Source organism: Microbacterium sp. (assembly GCF_039812165.1).
Taxonomy (GTDB): domain Bacteria; phylum Actinomycetota; class Actinomycetes; order Actinomycetales; family Microbacteriaceae; genus Microbacterium.
This window is the reverse complement of record NZ_JBDIAB010000037.1, coordinates 1-18,807: the sequence shown is the minus strand read 5'-3', so window position 1 is coordinate 18,807 and position 18,807 is coordinate 1. Positions and strand designations below refer to the sequence as shown.

The following is an 18,807-nucleotide window of genomic DNA, read 5'->3' as shown; positions in this document are numbered from 1 at the left end:
AGGCCGAGGTGGGCGGACCCAGCGGCGCGGGCGACGACGTGGCGCTGTGGCGCGCCGCCGTCGCGGCGGCGGAGGCGCCGGAGGCTCCCGTCCTGACCAGGCTCCAGATCGGGCTGGGCCTCGCGCGCGCGCAGGTGCGCACGCACGACCGGACCGGCGCCGCGGCCGCGGTCGAGCAGGTGCGCGCCGACGCGGCGCGGATCGGCGCGGGGCTCGTGGTGCGCTGGGCCGACGAGCTCGCCGCCGACGCGGGGCTCGCCGGGGCCGCGGCGAACGCCGACGCACCGCGTGGCGCCGGCATCGACCTCACGGCGCGCGAGTCGCAGGTGCTGGAGCTCGTGGCCGAGGGACTGAGCAACGGCCAGATCGCCGAGCGGCTCTTCATCAGCCGCAAGACCGCGTCGGTGCACGTGTCGGCGATCCTCCGCAAGCTGGGCGTCGCCACCCGCACCGAGGCCGCGAGCCGCTACCTCTCGACGGGTGGCCGGGCCGGGCCCGGGCTCACCGATCGATCGTGATGAGCCGCTCGAGCGCATCGGCGAGCCGCTCGGCGACACCGGTCTCGTCGGCGACCGTGCCCCGCTCGACGAGCGCCACGTCGGGGTGGTCGGTGATCATGCCGTCCACGTCGTCGCGGAAGAGCGGCCGCATGGCGTCGGGCTCCTGAACCGTCCATACGAACACGCCGCGACCGGAGTCGTGGATCGCGTCGCGCCGGTCGGTCGAGTACGCGCCCTGCTCGAGCACGAGGAAGTCCGCGGGGGTGTCGGGCACGCCGCCGAAGGCGAGCGGCACGATGAAGCCGACGACCAGGTCGGGCCGGCGCTCCTTGAGCCCCTCGACGGCGTCGGCGCTGAGCGAGTGGTAGATGTGCGCGTCGGCGCCGCCGTGGGCGTCGAGGAGCGCCAGAAGCCCGTCGAGGTAGTCCGCGCTCTCTCCGCCGTGCACCTTGATCTCGATCAGCAGCGGCTGGTCGAGCTCGTCCGCACGGGCGAGGTAGTCCTCGAGCGACGGGATCGGCGCCTCGTGGCCGTCCTCGTCGCGCACCGTGATCGCGGTCGCCTGGGCGAGCGTCAGCGCCCCGATCGACGTGTCGAGGCCGGCGAGGCGACGGAGATCCATGTCGTGCATGAGCACCCATCCGCCGTCGGAGGTCTGCTGGACGTCCATCTCGACGACGTCGGCCTTCGCGGCGCTCGCCGCCTCCAGCGCGGGGATCGTGTTCTCGACGCCGCCCGCGGTGAAGCCGCGGTGCGCGAGCACGAGCGTGGCGCCGTCGGATGCCGCGCTCATCGCCGGCAGCGCCTGCACCGCCAGCACGCCGGCGGCGACCGCCGCGCCGGCGCCCGCGGCGAGCGCCAGACGCCGGCGATGCCCCGTGCCGGCCGGCTCGGACGGCGCGATCGCAGCGGCGCCGCCGCGATCGAGCGCGGTCACGAGCGCCTGTGTCTGCACGAGCAGGAACAGTCCGACGACGGCGAAGAGCACGACCTCGAGGATGCCGAGGGACACCGCGGCCACGACCGCGGCGGCATCCGGCGCCACGAGGTCGGCCGCGATCGTCGGGACGATCGCCACGAGCGCGAGCATGCCGGCGGTCACCGCGGCCGGCACGAGGACGCCGACGAGCATCAGCGCGACCTTGACGGTGCGCCACCTCGTGAATCGCCAGCTCGCCGCCAGCGCGCCGGGGACGGTGCGCTCGGTCAGCACGAGGAGCGGCACGGTGAACAGCAGCCGGAGGTTGAGGTACCAGACGACCAGGAGCACGCCGGCGTAGAGCGCGGCGGTCGCGGGCGTCTTCAGCAGCTCGTCGGTGACGAACTGCGGGATCGCCACCCAGCGGGTGAGGATCGATCCGATGCCCGCGTGCCCGAGCGGCACGACCAGCAGCAGGTACGGCAGGAGCATCAGCGTCGACGGCCGGTGCAGCAGGCGGCCCGCGACCGCGCGCAGTCGCCGCAGGACGGATGCCGCGTGCGGGACGACGCCGGCCGCCCGGTCGGCGGAGACCTGCACGAAGACCGCGGCCTGCGCCAGGAGCGCGAGCATCGTCGCGATCGCCGCGAGGACGAGCACGACGCCGCCGGGACGCGTCAGCACGAGCGCGAACGTGCGGTCGGTCAGCGACGACAGGCCCGAGGCGCGCAGCGACAGCTGGAACAGCCCGACCAGGAGCGGCGAGGCCACCAGCACGACGACGCCCTGCACGAGCGCCACCACGAGGAGCGAGCCGCCGAGGTCGCCGAACGTGCGGCGGTACCCCTCGCCGAGGCTCGCGCGCACCGGTATGGGCGATCTCGTCATGCCCCGCAGTCAACCACGACGACGCGCCGTCGCCGGGTCCGCACGCCGACGCGTCCGCACCGCCTGCACCGCGACGCACAGCGCGAGGGTCAGTGCGCCCCAGAGAGCGACCGCGGGCGGCAGCACGCGGTAGCCCAGGTGCTGCGGCGTGAACGCGTCCGTGAACGGACCGAGCACGGCGAGCCCCGCGCCCCACGCCACGACGAGCGCCGCCGGGAGCGACAGCCACCATGCCCAGCGCACCCAGCCCGGCACGACGCGGTCGACGGATGCCGCGGCCCGGCCCGAGAGCCACCACAGCATCCACCCGCCGATCAGCACGAGGCCCAGCACGCTCGATCCGTGCTGCAGCCATTTGTACGCCGGGAGCGGCCCCCACGACTGGTCCAGCCCCAGGGCGACGACGCCCCAACGACCCTCGTGCGTGAACGAGTCCCACAGGATGTGACTGGCCACGCCGATCGCGAGCGCCGGCAGCAGCCAGAGCAGGCCGTCCGGGCGGAGGGTCTCGCGCAGGCTCGCCCGGGCGCCGGCATCCCACTCCCCGGGCAGCCGCGACGCGAGCCACCGCGGCGAGAGCTCCCGCACCGCGGGCCGCAGCAGGCATCGCCACACGAGGAGCAGCACGAGCGCGACGCCGATCGTCACCGGCAGCCGGACCCAGTCGTGCGTCGACGCGTACGTGAGCGGCGTGCCGCGCACGAACAGCGGCAGATCCGGCGTCATGGCGCCGACGGCGACCGCCGCCGGCACGAGCGGCGTCCGCACGAACGGCAGCGCGACCGCCGCGTGGCTCGCGGTGAACGGCATGGCGACGGCGGCGCGTCAGCCCGCGGCGACGAACAGGCCGGCGAGCGTCTTCTTGCCGCGACGCAGCACCGACACGCCCCCGGGCAGCGCGCCCTCGACCACGGCCCGGTCGTCCGCGACCCGCGCGCCGTCGAGCGACACGCCGCCCTGCGCGATCGCCCGGCGTCCCTCGCCGAGACTCGCCACGAGCCCGGTGTCGACGAGCGCCTGCACGACCGACGTGCCGCGGGCGACCTCGGCGTGCGGCAGCTCGGCGAGCGCGTGGCGCAGGGTCGCGGCATCCAGCCCGGTCAGATCGCCCTGGCCGAACAGCGCCTCGGACGCCGCGATCACGTCGGCCGTCGCCCGTTCGCCGTGCACGGTCGCGGTCACCTCGAGCGCGAGCCGCCGCTGCGCGGCGCGGCGGAACGGCTCGGTCTCGACGAGCCGCTCGTACTCGGCGATCTCGGCGCTCGTGAGGAACGTGAAGATCTTCAGCCGCTCGACGACGTCGGCGTCGGCGGTCGACAGCCAGAACTGGTACATGCGGTACGGGCTGCACATCGCGGCGTCGAGCCAGATCGCGTTGCCCTCGCTCTTGCCGAACTTCGTGCCGTCGCTGTTGGTGATGAGCGGCGTGCCGATCGCGTGCACGTGCACGCCCTCGACGCGGTGGATGAGGTCCGTGCCGCTCGTGAGGTTGCCCCACTGGTCGGAGCCGCCGGTCTGCAGCACGCACCCGTACTGCCGGTACAGCTCCAGGTAGTCGAGCCCCTGCAGGATCTGGTAGCTGAACTCGGTGTAGCTGATGCCCGCGTCGGAGCTGAGGCGCGCGGCGACGGCATCCTTCTTCAGCATCGTGCCGACGCGGTAGTGCTTGCCGATCTCGCGCAGGAAGTCGATCGCACTGAGCGGCGCCGTCCAGTCGAGGTTGTTGACGATGCGCGCCGCGTTCCCGCCCTCGAAGCTGAGGAACCGCTCCACCTGCGCGCGCAGGCGACCGCCCCACTCGGCGACCGTCTCGCGCGTGTTCAGGGTGCGCTCCGCGGTGGGGCGCGGATCGCCGACGAGGCCTGTCGAGCCGCCGACGAGGCCCAGCGGGCGATGGCCGGCGAGCTGGAGGCGGCGCATCGTGAGCAGCTGCACGAGGTTGCCCAGGTGCAGGCTCGGGGCCGTCGGGTCGAAGCCGCAGTAGTAGACGATCGGGTCCCCTCCGAGCAGGGCGCGCAGCGCCTCGCGGTCGGTGGACACGTGGACCAGGCCGCGCCAGACGAGCTCGTCCCACACGTTCTCGAATGCGGGGTCGTTCGCCACCGGCGCGGTGGTCAGGGCTTCGGATGACACGCGCCTCAGGCTATCAAGCGCGGGGCGGATGCCTCGGCGCGCGCTCGCGGGGGCGACCGGACGTCGGAGGGGCGTGCGAGACTGGCGCGCATGGTGGTGCTCCCGGATGCCGTGATCGTGGCGATCCTGTCGGTGTTCCTGTTCCTCGCCCTGTGCGCGGCGCTGGTGCTCGTCACGATCAGCGTGCGGCGCCCCGCGAACGTGCCGCTCCTGGCGGCGGGCGCCATCGTCGTGCTGTGCCTCATGGTCGTGGCGGTCGCCGCGCACAATGTGCCGTCGATCGTCGCGATGGCGCTCGCGCTGCTCGCGACGGCGCTCGCCGTGGTCGGCGGCAACCCGGTCACGCGCCGCATCCTCGACATCGCCACGCGCGGCACGACGCGCGAGGGCGTCAGCGGCGGCATCCTCGTGGCGATGCACGACGATGGGACGGGCGACACGAAGGCGGGAGAGGTGCGCGAGGTGCTCCGCGGGGGCACGACGATCGGCTACCTGGAGCGCCTGGCCGTGGCGCTCGCGATCGTCGCGGGATATCCGGAGGCGATCGCGGTGGTGGTCGCGATCAAGGGCATCGGGCGCTTCTCCGAGCTCGACACGGCGCCCGTGCGCGAGCGGTTCATCGTGGGCACGCTCGCGAGCCTGCTGTGGGCGTGCGCGGTCGCGGCGATCGTGCGCCTCGCCGCGTGGTGACGGACGCCCGCCCCGCCGTCAGCAGCCCGCGCTGCGCGCCGCGGCCGCCTCGGCGGCGCTGAACGACTCGCCGGCGTACGGAGCCACCGTGCCGGACGAGCAGAGCGCGGCCCAGGTCTTGGGGCCGACGATGCCGTCCTGCACGAGGCCCCAGCGCTTCTGGATGCGCAGGATCGCCGCCTTCGTCTTCGGGCCGAACTGCCCGTCGGCGGCGATCGTCGAGTAGTCGGCGATGTACGGGAGCTTGTGGTTCGCGAGGATCTGGATGTTCTTCACGCAGCCGCCGTTCCCGCCGTACGAGTACAGATAGGAGCGGCAGGTCGCCGCGTACGCGGGGCTCGCGCCCGCGACGACGCCCGCCGCGATCAGCAGGGAGGCGCCCAGCAGGGCGAGACGACGAGTGCCGGTGGCGGCCGAACGCGACATGGCGGTTCCTTTCGACCTCCTGACCCTACAGCGCGTCAGAGCCCGCCGCGCAGTCCGTGGAACCCCTCGGCGAGCGCGCCGACGCCGGCGGCGGCGAGCGCCTGCGAGACGGCCGACTGCGTGATCCCCTCGGTGCCGGCCAGCTCCGCCTGGGTGCGGCCGAGGAGCCGGCCGTAGGCGAGCCGCCGCACGCGCTCGTTCATGTCGCTCACGAGCTGGTCGCGCGCGAGCAGATAGGCGTTCGCGAGACGCACCGGCGCCTCCTCCTCCCCCGCCGCGGCGACGACCCACGTGCGCGCGCCGGGGATCGCGCGCCGCTGCTTGGCGTGCACGTCCTCGATCGCCTCCCTGGCCGCCCACCAGCCCGGCCCCTCGGCCAGCGCGCCGACGCGCGACGGCACCTCGCCGAGCGCCCCGACGCCGATCCCGTACCGGCACTCGATGCCGTCGGGCAGTGCGAGGCGCAGCAGCAGGAGCGACGCCATCGCGGCCGCGAGCGTGGGGTAGACGCCCTGCAGCTCGTCGCCCACGATGGGCTGCAGCATCCGTTCGGCCGACGGCGCATCGTGCTCGACGTGCACGACCGTCTCGTCGAGCACGCGCTGCGCCTCGGTGCGATCGGGAAGGGTGCGCGAGCCGATGATGTCGGCGATGACGGCGACGCTCATTCCATCAGCGTATCACTGATCAAGTCCAACTATCAGTAGATAGCCGATATTCTCAATCTATCAGTGCGTGCGCCGCGGACTGGGCGCGCGCGATGAGCTCGGCACGCTGCTCGGCGACGCGCACCGGTGCGGTGCCGCCGGCGCCGGTGCGGCTGGCGACGGATCCCTCGATCGTGAGCACCTCGCGCACCTCGGGCGTCAGCCGGCTCGAGACGCGCGCGAGCAGTGCGTCGTCGGCATCCTCGAGGCCGATCCCCCGCTCCTCGCACGCGCGCACGAGCGCGCCGGAGATCTCGTGGGCGTCGCGGAACGGCACCCCGCGCTTGACGAGCCACTCGGCGACGTCGGTTGCGAGCGAGAAGCCCTGCGGGGCGAGCGCGGCCATGCGTGCCGTGTCGAAGCGCATGGTCGCCACCATACCGGCGAAGGCGGGGAGCACCGTCTCGAGCGTGGTCACCGCGTCGAAGACGGGCTCCTTGTCCTCCTGCAGATCGCGGTTGTACGCGAGCGGCAGCGCCTTGAGCGTCGCGAGGAGCCCCGTGAGGTTGCCGATGAGCCGGCCGGCCTTGCCGCGGGTGAGCTCGGCGATGTCGGGGTTCTTCTTCTGCGGCATGATGCTCGAGCCGGTCGAGTAGCCGTCGTCGAGCGTGACGAAGCCGAACTCGCGCGTGTTCCAGATGATGATCTCCTCCGCGAAGCGGGAGAGGTCGATGCCGATCATCGCCGCGACGAACGCGAACTCCGCCACGACGTCGCGCGCCGCGGTGCCGTCGATCGAGTTCTCGGACGGCCGGTCCAGGCCCAGCTCGGTCGCGACCAGCTGCGGGTCGAGCCCCAGGGTCGCCCCGGCGAGTGCGCCGCCGCCGTACGGCGACACGCGCGCCCGTGCCGACCAGTCGCGCAGCCGCTCCAGGTCGCGCACGAGGGGCCACGCGTGCGCCTGCAGGTGGTGCGCGAGCAGCACCGGCTGCGCGTGCTGCAGGTGCGTGCGGCCCGGCATGATCGCCGTCTCGTGCACCTCGGCCTGGGCGACGACGGCGTCGATCACGCGGAGCACGTCGCGAGCGATCGTGCGGGCGTGGTCGAGCAGGTACATGCGCACGAGCGTGGCGATCTGGTCGTTGCGGCTGCGCCCGGCGCGGAGCTTCCCTCCGAGCTCCGGTCCGACCTCGGCGATGAGCGCCGCCTCGAGCGCCCCGTGCACGTCCTCGTCGCCGGGGGCGGCGACGAGGGTGCCGTCCTGGATGCCGCGGGCCAGGGCGTCCAGCCCCGCGTGCATGCGCGACTCCTCGCCGGCGGTGAGGTAGCCGGCGGCGGCGAGCGCCTTCGCGTGGGCGTGCGAGCCGGCCAGGTCGTAGAGCGCGAGCGCCCAGTCGAAGTGGGTCGAGCGGCTCAGCTCCGCCAGCTCCGGCGAGGGGCCGGAGGCGAATCGCCCGCCCCACAGTGCGCCCGCGTTCGTTCCCTCGGCCTTGCTGTCGTTCACCAGATCAGCCTACCGGCCCGCCCTGCGCCCGCCGTCGGGCACGGCAGACCTGGCCGAGATCGCCGCGGCGTCCCGGATGGGCGACACAACGCGACAGGTTGGGGCGCCGCCACACTGCTCTACCTAGCATGCCGCCTTACCTGGCCCATGTGGTCGCCGCCGGCGCGCCCCGCGACACTTCGGGCCAAGTCACGGTGTGCACGAGTCGGCTGACCTGACGTATATGGTCGCCGCGGGAGCGCTGCGCGACACTTCGGGCCAAGTATGCGATGGGTGAGGCGACGCCGGATGCAGCGGGCATCGGCATCCGAATCACCTGGCCGGTCCCGCCGAGCCTCCTCCACAGTCGGCCGATTCGCGCAGCTCTCCACGGATCGCGGAATCCCGCACCCGTCGGAGCGCACCGCCAGGCAGGGTGTCCACATGCCGTTCCGTCCTCTCCCCGCGCCTCTCCCCGACTCGTTCTCGGTGCGCGATGCCCGCCGGATGGGCGTGTCTGCGCGCCGCCTGCGGGGCTGCGATCTCGACGTGCCGTTCCATGGCACCCGGCTACGCCCGCGACGCGCCGATACCTCGGCAACGTATGACGAGAGTCCCGCTGCGGCGGAGGCGCGGCTCCTTCGCGCAGAACTCCTGCGGAATGCCCGCGCCTATGCGACCGTCGCGTCGCCCCATGCGTTTCTGTGGGGGCCGTCGGCAGCCACGGAGTGGACACTCCCCCTGCCGCTTCGGACTCTGCGCCGTATCGACGAGCCGGGCAGAGCGCGCATGCTCGATGTCGCCGTCGCAGCGCCGCATCGGGCACCCCGAGCAGCCGGAGTCGCCGGACGTCAGTTCGCGCCGAGGCTCATCTCGGTCACGACGCACGATGGTCTCCGGGTGACAAGTCCCGCGACGACGTGGGCGCAGCTCGCCCCCGAGCTCTCCGTCGACGAGCTCATCGTGCTCGGCGATGCGATCGTCGCGATCCCGCGCGTTCGCGGGACGATCAGAGGGGCGCCTGGATCGGGGCTGGCGACGATCGCTCAGCTCGAGACTGCGCTGAATGCCGGACGGCGACGTGGCGCAGCCAAGCTGCGAGAGGCGCTGCCGCAGATCCGCGTCGGCAGCGCGTCGCCCCCGGAGACGCTGCTGCGACTGGCGCTCGTGCGCACCGGTCTCCCCGAGCCCGTGCTCGACTACGACGTTCTGACGCCGGACGGGCGCGCGATCGGGTACACCGAACTCGCCTACCCCGGGCACGGCATCCTCATCGAGTACGAGGGCGACCACCATCGCGTCGACCGCGCGCAGTGGAACCGCGACATTGAGAAGCACGCTGCGTGCGTCGCCCTGGGCTGGGACGTGCTGCGGCTCACGTCCGAACACGTGTATCCGCGGACGGATGCCGCGGTGCGCCGCATCCGCGATGCCCTCGCCCGTGCGGGCTGGCGTCCGTAGCGACAGCGTTCGCCGAGCGCCGCCGCTGGTGGGCCGGGCACCCGCTCGGTTGACGCACATCGTCGCGACAGCCACCACCACCGACAAACCGAGCCAAGTCACGAGCAACACCGTCACCCGGGCACCCGCTCGGTTGACGCACATGGTCGCGACGGCCACCACCCGCGACCAGACGAGCCGACTTTGGCGACCAGACGAGCCAACCAGTGGGAGGAGACGGCAAGAGGGATGCCGCGGAGCTGTCCAGGCGGCAGCACCGCTCTCGCTAGCCGCCCGAGACGCTCGTGCGGCGATGCCCGCCGTCGGGCACGAGCCGCGTCGACACGGACGCGAACAGCGTCTCGAGCGGACCGCGGCCGAGCAGGAGCGCCCAGACCGTGCACGCGACGACGGTGCCGAGGGTCAGCGGCCAGAACGCCTCGGCCTCGCGGAACCCGCCGAGGTCTCCGACGTCACCGAGCATGACGGCGGCGGCGATCGCCCAGACGACGAGCTGCGCGGTGTAGGCGGTGAGCGGCATCGAGCCGACCGCGCGCAACGGCAGCACGACCCACGTCAGCGGCGTACGGGACGCGAGCAGGCAGAGGCCGAGGACGCCCGCCGCGAACCCGCCCGATCCGACGACCTCGAGGATGCCGCCCGAGTGCGCCTCGGCGGTCCACACCGTGCCGCCCGCGCGGTCGAGGATTGCGGCATCCGACCCGTACGCGGTCAGGGCGGCGAGCGCCCCGCCGCCGAGGAGCATCGTCTGCGTGCGGAGCGCCCTCAGGTCGAGGCGCCCGATCGCGAGCCCCGCGACGACGAACGCGGTCCACAGCGGGAACGGATAGTGCCAGCCGAGGAGCAGCGACAGCATGCCGCCCGACGCGCCGCTCCACACCGGCAGCACGTCGAGCATCGGCTGCACCCACGGCATGACGAGCGCGAGCGCGACGGCGAGCGGCCACAGCGCGCGGGCGCCCAGCCCCAGCACCGGCAGGGTGACGAGGAACAGGATGCCGTAGGCCGGGAGGATCACGTACACCGGCACCCCGGTGGCCATGAGCGCGACGCCGAGCACCCACAGCAGCACCGCGCGCACCGCGATCCGCCGGCGCGCGACGCCGACCGGGCCTCCGCGCACGGGGCGCGTGCCACCGGTCACGAGCGCGATGGAGACGCCCGCGAGCACCGCGAACAGGATCGACGACCGGCCGTTGGCGACGTCGATCCACGTCTGCGGCTCCGACCATTCGAACGCGTCGATGTCGAGCAGGTGCGCGGCGAACATGCCGAGCACGGCGAGCCCGCGGGCGAGGTCGACGCCCTGGAGGCGCGCGGGACCGTTCCACGCGGTGGAGCGGTCCCGCGTGGAGGGGGTCAGTCCTGGCGCAGCAGCCACACCAGGAGAGCCTTCTGCGCGTGCAGACGGTTCTCGGCCTCGTCCCACACGACGCTCTGCGGCCCGTCGATGACGTCGGCGTCGACCTCGTAGCCGCGGTCGGCGGGAAGGCAGTGCAGGAAGATCGCGTCGTCGTCCGCGAGCGCCATGAGCTCGCTGGTGACCTTGTAGCCGTCGAAGTCGCGCAGGCGTGCGGCCTTCTCCTCCTCCTTGCCCATCGACACCCACGTGTCGGTGACCATGACGTCGGTTCCCCGTGCCGCGTCGGCGACGCTCTCGCACAGCGTCACAGAGCCGCCGGTGCGCGCGGCGATCGCCTGGGCGTCGGCGACGACGTCGGCGCGCGGCTGGTGCGCCGGCGGAGCGGCGATGCGCACGTGCATGCCGGCCGTCGCCCCCGCGAGCAGGTACGAGTGGCCCATGTTGGAGCGTCCGTCGCCGAAGAACGACAGCGTGAGGCCGGCCGGGTCGCCCTTGTGCTCGCGCACGGTGAGCAGGTCGGCGAGCAGCTGGCAGGGGTGGAAGTCGTCGCTCAGCGCGTTGACGACGGGCACCGTGGTGCCGCGCGCCATGTCCTCGAGCCCCGCCTGCGCGTAGGTGCGCCAGACGATCGCGGCGACCTGCCGCTCGAGCACGCGCGCGGTGTCGGAGGGGGTCTCCTTGCCGCCGAGCTGGCTGCTCGCGGTCGAGATGATCAGCGGCGAGCCGCCGAGGTCGGCGATGCCGACCGCGAACGAGACGCGCGTGCGGGTGGACGACTTGTCGAAGATCACCGCGACGGTCTGCGGCCCCTGCAGGGGCTTGAGCTTGAAGCGGTCCTTCTTCAGCGCGAGGGCGAGGTCGAGGATCTCGGCCTGCTCGGCCGGGCTCAGGTCGTCGTCACGCAGCAGGTGGCGGGTCACGCGAGTACCTCCGTGGTCGGGTCGGGCATGGTCGGGGTGTCGACGTCGAGCACGATGTCCTCTTCGACGACGGCCAGCGCGCGCGCGAACAGGTCGACGAACTCGTCGATCTCGACGTCGCCGATGGTGAGCGCGGGCGCGAGGCGGATGGTGGACTCGTTGGCGGCGTTGACGATGAGCCCGAGCTCGAGCGCGGCCGTCACGACCGCGGCCGCGACAGGATGCCGGAGCCCGATGCCGACGAGCAGGCCCTGGCCGCGGCATCCGGTCACCAGGCGCGAGTCGAGCCGTTCGATCGCCGCGCGCAGCTGGGCGCCGCGTGCCGCGGCGTTGCCGACGAGGTCGGCGCGCTCGATCTCGCCGAGCACCGCCGAGGCGACCGCGGTGGCGAGCGCGTTGCCGCCGAACGTCGAGCCGTGCGTGCCGGGGTAGAAGAGCTCGCTCGCGGCGCCGTAGGTGATGAGGGCGCCGATCGGGAAGCCGCCGCCGACGCCCTTGGCGACCGTGATCGCGTCGGGCGTGATGCCCGCGCGCTGGAACGCGAACCACTCGCCGGTGCGGCCGGCACCGGTCTGGATCTCGTCCACGATCAGGAGGGCGCCGTGCTGCGCGGTCAGGGCGCGGGCGGCGGCGAGATAGCCCTCGGGCAGCTCCAGCACGCCCGCCTCGCCCTTGATGGGCTCGACGAACAGGGCGGCGACGCGGTCGTCGAGAGCCTCTTCGAGCGCCTCGACGGTGGAGTCGAGGAACTCGACACCGCCGGGCATGGGCAGGAACGGCTCCTGCATGTACGCCTTGCCCGTGAGGGCGAGCGAGCCCATCGTGCGGCCGTGGAACGCGTTCTTCAACGCGAGGATGCGGGGGCGCGCGGCGCCGCCGTGCAGGCGCGCGAGCTTGAACGCGGCCTCGTTGGCCTCGGCGCCGGAGTTGCCGAAGAAGACGCGGCCGGACTCCCCCGCGCCGGCGAGACGCTTCAGCTGCGCCGCGAGGATCAGCTGCGGCGGCGTCACGAACAGGTTCGACACGTGCGTGAGCGTGGCCGCCTGCGCCGCCACCGCCTCGACGAACACGGGGTGGGAGTGGCCCAGCGAGGTCACCGCGATGCCGCCGAGGAAGTCGAGGTAGCGCTTGCCGGTGTCGTCCCACAGGTGCGAGCCCTCGCCGCGGACGAACATCGCCGGGCGGTCGCCGCCGTTGCGGACGAGATCGCGCTCCAGATCGTCGTGCCAGGTCACGATGCCACCACCTCCGTGCCGATGCCCTTCGCCGTGAAGACCTCCACCAGCACCGAGTGCGGCTGGCGTCCGTCGATGATCGCCGCGGTGTCGACGCCGCCCTCGACCGCGTCGAGGCACGCCTGCATCTTCGGGATCATGCCCGACTCGAGCTTCGGCAGCATCGCGCGCAGCTCGGATGCCGTCAGGTGCGACACGAGCGAGTCGCGATCCGGCCAGTCGGCGTACAGGCCCGGCACGTCGGTGAGGATCACGAGCTTGGTCGCGTCCAGGGCGATCGCGAGCGCCGCGGCGGCGGCGTCGGCGTTCACGTTGAGCGACTGGCCGGGGTTGTCGAGGTCGGGCGCGATGGACGACACGACCGGGATGCGGCCCGCGGCGAGCTGGTCGAGCACCGGCGAGGGGTCGACGGTGACGACGTCGCCGACGTTGCCGAGGTCGTGCTCGAGGCCGTCCACGACCACGCCGCGGCGGCGGCCGCCGAAGAGCCCGGCATCCTCCCCCGACAGTCCGCTCGCGAACGGACCGTGCGTGTTGATGCGTCCCACGAGCTGCGGGTTGATCTGCCCGGTGAGCACCATGCGCACGACGCCGATCGCCTCGGTCGAGGTGACGCGGTAGCCGCCCTTGAACTCGCTCGGGATCGAGAGCCGGTCGAGCATGTGCGAGATCTGCGGTCCGCCGCCGTGCACGACGACCGGCTTGACGCCCACGAAGCGGAGGTAGGCGATGTCCTCGGCGAAGGCGTCCTGCAGCTCGTCGGAGACCATCGCGTTGCCGCCGAACTTGATCACGATGATCTGGTCGTGGAAGCGCTTGAGCCACGGCAGGGACTCGATGAGGACGCCCGCCTTCTCGGCGGCCTCCTCGGGGGTCGTGTGCTGCAGGTCGGTCATGAGGCGTAGGCGCTGTTCTCGTGCACGTAGTCGTGGGTCAGGTCGTTCGTGTAGATGGTCGCGGAGGCGTCTCCGGTCTTGAGGTCGATGAGCACGCTCGTCGACCGCGGCGTCAGGTCGACCTCCTCGCGCGGCCGGTCGGGGCCGCCGTTCGAGCACACCCGCACGCCGTTCATCGAGACGTCGACCGCGTACGGGTCGAAGGCCGCCTGCGTGGTGCCGATCGCCGCGAGCACGCGGCCCCAGTTGGGGTCGTTGCCGAAGATCGCGGCCTTGAAGAGGTTGTTGCGGGCGACCGAGCGGCCGACCTCGACGGCGTCGTCCTCGGACGCCGCGTGGACCACCTGGATGGCGATGTCGTGGCTCGCGCCCTCGGCGTCGGCCTGCAGCTGCACGGCGAGGCTCGTGCACACCTCGGTGAGCGCGAACCGGAACGCCTCGGGCTCGGGCGTGACGCCGGATGCACCGCTGACCATGAGCGTGACCTGGTCGTTCGTCGACATGCAGCCGTCGGAGTCGAGCCGGTCGAAGCTGACGCGCGTCGCCGCGCGCAGGTGCCCGTCGGCCTCGGCCGCCGTGAGGACGGCGTCGGTCGTGAGGACCACGAGCATGGTCGCGAGCCCGGGCGCCAGCATCCCGGCCCCCTTCGCCATGCCGCCGATCGTCCAGCCCTCGCCCTGGTAGACGCTGGTCTTGGGGACCGAGTCCGTGGTCATGATCGCGTGGGCCGCGTCGTCGCCGCCCTCGGTGCTGAGCGTCGCGATCGCCTCGGCGGTGCCGGCGAGCACCTTGGCGCGGAAGACCTCGTCGCCGGTGCCGATGAGCCCCGTCGAGCACACCAGGACGTCGCCCGCGCTCGTGCCGAGGAGCTCGGCGGCCTTCTCGGCGGTCTCGTGCGTGGTCTGGAACCCGAACGCGCCGGTGAAGCAGTTCGCGCCGCCGGAGTTGAGCACGACGGCCTCGACGACGCCGTCGCGGATCGCCTGCTGCGACCACAGGATCGGGTTCGCCTTCGCGCGGTTGCTCGTGAAGACGGCGGCGCCGGCCTTCAGCGGTCCGCGGTTGACGACGACGGCGACGTCGGGCTTGCCGGTGGACTTCAGGCCCGCGGCGACTCCCGCCGCCTCGAACCCCTGCGGTGCGGTGACGGTCACGGGGCGACTCCGTTCACGGTGAGCGCGCGGCCCTCGGGAAGGCCGAGCGCGATGTTCATGGACTGCACGGCGGCGCCCGCCGTGCCCTTGACGAGGTTGTCGACGGCGGCGACCACGACGACGCGGTTCGCGGCGCGGTCGATCGCGAGGCCGATCAGGGCGGTGTTGGCGCCGACGACGTCGGCCGTGCGCGGGAAGCGGCCCGCCGGCAGCAGCTGCACGAACGTCTCGTCGTCGTAGGCGGACTCCCACGCGGCGCGGATCTCGGCATCCGTCGCGCCGTTCGCGATCGGGGCGGTGGAGGTCGCGAGGATGCCGCGGGCCATCGGCACGAGCACCGGCGTGAACGAGACGCGGATGCCCTGCTCCGTCTCACCGACTTCGCAGTTCCGCGCGTACTTCGCAGGATCTGCGGCAGATCCTGCGAAGTCCGCGCGATTCTGCGAGGTTCGTGCCGCGGGTTCCGGCGGGGTCGGCATCGCGGCGGCGAGCGCCTGCCGGATCTCGGGGATGTGCCGATGCGTGCCGCCGACGGCATACGGGTTGGCCGAGCCGAGCAGCTCGCTCGCGAGCAGATCGGCGCGCAGGCTCTTGCCCGCGCCGGACGGCCCGACGGCGAGGACGCTCACGATGTCGGACGGGTCGATCACACCCGCCGCGACGCCCGGGGCGAGCGAGAGCGAGACCGTCGAGGCGTTGCAGCCGGGGGCCGCGATGCGCGATGCCCCGGCCAGCCGCTCGCGCTGCTTGACGCCGCCGACGAGGAGCTCGGGGACGCCGTAGGTCCACGGCTCGTGGAACGGGCCGCCGTAGAAGGAGTCCCACGCGTCCTTCGACGTGAGCCGGTGGTCGGCGCCGGCGTCGATCACGAGCGGCACGTCGCCGAGCGCGTCGGTGTACTGCCCCGACTGCCCGTGCGGGAGGGCGAGGAACACGATGTCGTGGCCGGAGAGGACGTCGGGCGTGGTCTCCTGCAGGGTGAGGTGCGTCAGCGACCGCAGGTGCGGCTGGTGCTGGACGAGCGGCTGGCCGGCGTTCGAGTGCGCGGTGACGGTGCGGATCTCGACGTCCGGATGCGCGGCGAGGAGGCGCAGGATCTCGCCGCCCGCATAGCCGGAGGCGCCCGACACGGCGACCGAATAGGACATGGATTCCACCTTAGAACTCCGAGGGAGTCGCCTCTGACGGCGACGGGACCGAGGACGGCGACACCGGCCTCCTCCCCGCCACGGCGGGAGTGCGCGGGGTCGCCTAGAGTCGGCGGCCGAGGCGGCGGCGGCGCGCGGAACCGAGGCTCACGGGGAGCTGCTCGAGGTTCCGGGCGACGGACGACATGGGGAAACCATAGCCGCGCGGTCGCGGCATCCGCAATTCCACGCCGACACGGAGACGGGTTACCGGCCTGTTGCGATCGGGTTAACTCCTCCGCAGAGCGCCAGAGGGCGCGACGGACGCATGGAAGCATTCCCGTGACAGCACCCGACGCGATCCGGAGGACGCCGATGCACGTCACGCCCGGCGACACCGAGAAGCTGCTGCTCGCCGTGGCGGGCATGGTCGCCCGCGACCGGCTCGCCCGGGGCGTCCGGCTCAACCATCCCGAGACGGTGGCGCTCCTGTCGACGTGGGTGATCGAGCGCGCCCGCGAGGGCGCCCTCGTCGCCGAGCTGATGCGCGAGGGCCGGCGGGTGCTCCGGCGCGACCAGGTCATGGCCGGCGTGCCGGAGATGCTCCACGACGTGCAGGTCGAGGCCATGTTCCCGGACGGACGCAAGCTCGTCACGATCCACCACCCCATCGACTGAGAGGCCCCGCATGCCGTCCACCGCCGCCGAGGGGCCGGGAGCCGTCCGGGTCCGTCCGGGTCGGATCGAGCTCAACGCCGACCGGTCGGCGGCCGAGCGCCGCTCGTTCGTGTTCGTCAACACCGGCGACCGTCCGGTGCAGATCGGCTCGCACCTGCATCTTCCGGATGCCAATGCCGCCCTCGCCTTCGATCGCACCGGCGCGCACGGGTTCCGCCTCGACATCCCGTCGGGCACCTCGGAGCGGTTCGAGCCGGGCGCGTCGCGCGAGCTGCCCGCGGTGGCCCTCCGCGGAGCCCGGCGCGTGCCGGGCCTGCAGCTCGACCGCGCGGCGCGGGCCGACCTCGACCGCGACGGCGGGTCGGGCGGCGGGCTCGACGCCCCTGCCGAGGGGGCCGGCTGATGGCATGGATCGACCGCGAGCGCTACGCCGCGATCTACGGCCCGACCACGGCCGACCAGGTGCGCCTCGGCGACACCGACCTGTGGATCGAGATCGAGCGCGACCTCACCGTCGGCGGCGAGGAGGCCGTCTTCGGCGGCGGCAAGTCGATCCGCGAGTCGATGGCGCAGTCCACGCGCACGCGCGCCGAGGGCGCTCTCGACACCGTGATCACGAACGCGATCGTGCTGGACTGGTGGGGCGTCGTGCGGGCAGACGTCGGCATCCGCGACGGCCGCATCGTCGGGCTCGGGCGCGCGGGCAACCCCGACATCGCCGACGGCGTCGACCCGCGGCTCGTGATCGGCCCGTCGACCGACGTGATCTCGGGCGAGGGCCGCATCCTCACCGCCGGCGCGATCGACTCGCACGTGCACCTGCTCTCGCCGTCGCAGATCCACGAGGCGCTCGCCACCGGCATCACGACGATCGTCGGCGGCGGCACCGGCCCTTCCGAGGGGTCGAAGGCCACGACCGTGACGCCGGGGGCGTGGCACCTGCGCGAGATGCACCGCGCGCTCGACCTGCTGCCGGTCAACGTGCTGCTGCTCGGCAAGGGCAACACCGTCTCCGCCGCGGCGCTCGCCGAGCAGGCCCTCGCCGGCGCCGCCGGCTACAAGGTGCACGAGGACTGGGGCTCGACGCCCGCCGCGATCGACGCGGCCCTGCGCGCCGCCGACGACTGGGGCCTGCAGGTGGCCCTGCACTCCGACTCGCTCAACGAGTCCGGCTTCGTGGAGTCGACGGTCGCCGCCATCGCGGGCCGCTCGATCCACGCGTTCCACGTCGAGGGCGCCGGCGGCGGTCACGCCCCCGACATCCTCGCGATCGCCGGGCTCCCGCACGTGATCCCGGGGTCCACCAACCCCACGCTGCCGCACACCGTGAACACCGTCGCCGAGCATCTCGACATGCTCATGGTCTGCCACCACCTCAACCCCGCGGTGCCGGAGGACCTCGCCTTCGCGGAGTCCCGCATCCGGGGCACGACGATCGCCGCCGAGGACGTCCTGCACGACATGGGCGCGCTGTCGATCACGTCGTCCGACGCGCAGGCGATGGGTCGCATCGGCGAGGTCGTCACGCGCACGTGGCAGGTCGCGCACGTCATGAAGCTCCGCCGCGGGCCGCTCGGCGGCGGCCTGCCGGCCGACAACGAGCGGGCGCGTCGCTACGTGGCCAAGTACACGATCAACCCCGCCGTCGCCCACGGCATCGATCACGAGGTCGGCTCGATCGAGGACGGCAGGCTCGCCGACCTCGTGCTGTGGGACCCCGCGTTCTTCGGCGTGCGCCCCGCGGTCGTCATGAAGGGCGGCGGCCTCGTGTGGGGCGCGCTCGGCGACCCGAACGCGTCGATCCCGACCCCGCAGCCGGTGCTGATGCGGCCGGCGTTCCTGGATGCCGTCGCCGCCGACCTCTCGGTCACCTTCGTCTCGCCGGCTGCGCTCGAGGACGGCCTGGCCGAGCGCCTCGGGCTGCGCCGGCGCCTCGCCGCCGTGCGTCCCACGCGCGACGTCGGCAAGGCCGACATGCGCAACAACGACACGCTGCCCGCGATCCGCATCGAGCCCGACACGTTCCGCATCACGATCGACGGCGACGAGGTGCGCCCCGCCCCCGCCGATCGGCTGCCGCTCGCCCAGCTCTACACGATGTTCTGACGCCATGCTCCCCTTCCCGCTCCCCTCCGCCACCGTCGCGATGCTGCTCGCCGACGCGCGCCTCCCCTCGGGCGGCCACGCGCACTCCGCGGGGCTCGAGCCGGCGCTCCTGGGCGGGCTCGCGGCCGCGGATGTGCCCGCCGCGCTCACCGCGCGCGCCCGCACGACCTCGCTCGTCGAG

Annotated in this window: 18 protein-coding genes; 6 read left to right on the top strand and 12 right to left on the bottom strand. The window is 73.1% G+C overall.

Annotation, left to right across the window (positions count from 1 at the left end; genetic code table 11):
• Window positions 1-518 (top strand): response regulator transcription factor (locus WML84_RS05215; protein WP_347345082.1); only part of this gene is annotated, 518 nt, incomplete at its 5' end.
• On the opposite strand, the gene WML84_RS05210 is transcribed toward WML84_RS05215, so the two are convergent.
• From WML84_RS05210 to tyrS, 3 genes are read right to left on the bottom strand one after another with little or no spacing between them, the layout of a single operon-like run.
• The gene (locus tag WML84_RS05210) at window positions 502-2,307 is read right to left on the bottom strand and encodes a glycerophosphoryl diester phosphodiesterase membrane domain-containing protein (RefSeq protein WP_347345081.1); all 1,806 of its coding nucleotides are present in this window, start codon (window positions 2,305-2,307) and stop codon (window positions 502-504) included. The genes WML84_RS05215 and WML84_RS05210 overlap by 17 nt on opposite strands.
• Before the next feature lie 9 nt (window positions 2,308-2,316).
• The gene (locus tag WML84_RS05205) at window positions 2,317-3,117 is read right to left on the bottom strand and encodes a DUF4184 family protein (RefSeq protein ID WP_347345080.1); all 801 of its coding nucleotides are present in this window, start codon (window positions 3,115-3,117) and stop codon (window positions 2,317-2,319) included.
• A 15-nt stretch (window positions 3,118-3,132) separates the two neighbouring features.
• Window positions 3,133-4,440 carry a tyrosine--tRNA ligase gene (gene tyrS / locus WML84_RS05200; protein ID WP_347345079.1) on the bottom strand — a complete coding sequence of 436 codons (1,308 nt, stop codon included), beginning with the start codon at window positions 4,438-4,440 and terminating at the stop codon, window positions 3,133-3,135.
• Window positions 4,441-4,530: 90 nt separating this feature from the next.
• Here tyrS and WML84_RS05195 point away from each other — a divergent pair, with 90 nt between their 5' ends.
• On the top strand, window positions 4,531-5,130 hold the full coding sequence (locus tag WML84_RS05195; RefSeq protein ID WP_347345078.1) for a hypothetical protein: 600 nt from the start codon (window positions 4,531-4,533) through the stop codon (window positions 5,128-5,130).
• A gap of 18 nt (window positions 5,131-5,148) precedes the next feature.
• Here WML84_RS05195 and WML84_RS05190 read toward each other — a convergent pair whose 3' ends face one another.
• The 3 genes from WML84_RS05190 to argH are packed head-to-tail and all read right to left on the bottom strand — an operon-like array spanning window position 5,149 to window position 7,707.
• Window positions 5,149-5,556, bottom strand: coding sequence for a peptidoglycan-binding domain-containing protein (locus tag WML84_RS05190; protein WP_347345077.1), 408 nt, complete (start codon window positions 5,554-5,556; stop codon window positions 5,149-5,151).
• 35 nt (window positions 5,557-5,591) lie between these two features.
• On the bottom strand, window positions 5,592-6,224 hold the full coding sequence (locus tag WML84_RS05185; protein WP_347345076.1) for a SatD family protein: 633 nt from the start codon (window positions 6,222-6,224) through the stop codon (window positions 5,592-5,594).
• A 52-nt stretch (window positions 6,225-6,276) separates the two neighbouring features.
• Window positions 6,277-7,707: an argininosuccinate lyase gene (gene argH / locus WML84_RS05180; protein ID WP_347345075.1), complete on the bottom strand. Its 1,431-nt coding sequence runs from the start codon at window positions 7,705-7,707 to the stop codon at window positions 6,277-6,279.
• An 879-nt stretch (window positions 7,708-8,586) separates the two neighbouring features.
• On the opposite strand from argH, the gene WML84_RS05175 reads away from it, so the two are divergent.
• Window positions 8,587-9,147, top strand: a complete 561-nt coding sequence (locus tag WML84_RS05175; protein ID WP_347345074.1) for a hypothetical protein — start codon at window positions 8,587-8,589, stop codon at window positions 9,145-9,147.
• Window positions 9,148-9,412: 265 nt separating this feature from the next.
• On the opposite strand, the gene WML84_RS05170 is transcribed toward WML84_RS05175, so the two are convergent.
• The 6 genes from WML84_RS05170 to WML84_RS05145 are packed head-to-tail and all read right to left on the bottom strand — an operon-like array spanning window position 9,413 to window position 15,863.
• Window positions 9,413-10,528, bottom strand: coding sequence for a heparan-alpha-glucosaminide N-acetyltransferase domain-containing protein (locus tag WML84_RS05170; RefSeq protein WP_347345073.1), 1,116 nt, complete (start codon window positions 10,526-10,528; stop codon window positions 9,413-9,415).
• A complete protein-coding gene (gene argF / locus WML84_RS05165; protein WP_347345072.1) occupies window positions 10,507-11,430 on the bottom strand; it encodes an ornithine carbamoyltransferase in 924 nt (307 codons plus the stop codon). The genes WML84_RS05170 and argF overlap by 22 nt, the downstream gene beginning before the upstream one ends.
• Window positions 11,427-12,668, bottom strand: coding sequence for an acetylornithine transaminase (locus WML84_RS05160; RefSeq protein WP_347345084.1), 1,242 nt, complete (start codon window positions 12,666-12,668; stop codon window positions 11,427-11,429). The genes argF and WML84_RS05160 overlap by 4 nt, the downstream gene beginning before the upstream one ends.
• Window positions 12,662-13,561 (bottom strand): acetylglutamate kinase, encoded by a 900-nt coding sequence (gene argB, locus WML84_RS05155; RefSeq protein WP_347345071.1) that lies wholly within the window; start codon window positions 13,559-13,561, stop codon window positions 12,662-12,664. The genes WML84_RS05160 and argB overlap by 7 nt, the downstream gene beginning before the upstream one ends.
• Window positions 13,558-14,715 (bottom strand): bifunctional glutamate N-acetyltransferase/amino-acid acetyltransferase ArgJ, encoded by a 1,158-nt coding sequence (gene argJ / locus WML84_RS05150; protein ID WP_347345070.1) that lies wholly within the window; start codon window positions 14,713-14,715, stop codon window positions 13,558-13,560. The genes argB and argJ overlap by 4 nt, the downstream gene beginning before the upstream one ends.
• Window positions 14,712-15,863 (bottom strand): Asd/ArgC dimerization domain-containing protein, encoded by a 1,152-nt coding sequence (locus WML84_RS05145; protein ID WP_347345069.1) that lies wholly within the window; start codon window positions 15,861-15,863, stop codon window positions 14,712-14,714. Before WML84_RS05145 ends, argJ begins: the two co-directional genes overlap by 4 nt.
• A 354-nt stretch (window positions 15,864-16,217) precedes the next feature.
• Here WML84_RS05145 and WML84_RS05140 point away from each other — a divergent pair, with 354 nt between their 5' ends.
• Genes WML84_RS05140 through WML84_RS05130 form a run of 3 tightly spaced genes read left to right on the top strand, consistent with a single transcriptional unit; the run spans window position 16,218 to window position 18,626 of the window.
• On the top strand, window positions 16,218-16,520 hold the full coding sequence (locus WML84_RS05140; protein WP_347345083.1) for an urease subunit gamma: 303 nt from the start codon (window positions 16,218-16,220) through the stop codon (window positions 16,518-16,520).
• 10 nt (window positions 16,521-16,530) lie between these two features.
• On the top strand, window positions 16,531-16,923 hold the full coding sequence (gene ureB / locus WML84_RS05135) for an urease subunit beta (RefSeq protein WP_347345068.1): 393 nt from the start codon (window positions 16,531-16,533) through the stop codon (window positions 16,921-16,923).
• The gene (locus WML84_RS05130; RefSeq protein WP_347345067.1) at window positions 16,923-18,626 is read left to right on the top strand and encodes an urease subunit alpha; all 1,704 of its coding nucleotides are present in this window, start codon (window positions 16,923-16,925) and stop codon (window positions 18,624-18,626) included. Before ureB ends, WML84_RS05130 begins: the two co-directional genes overlap by 1 nt.
• Window positions 18,627-18,807: the final 181 nt, after the last annotated feature.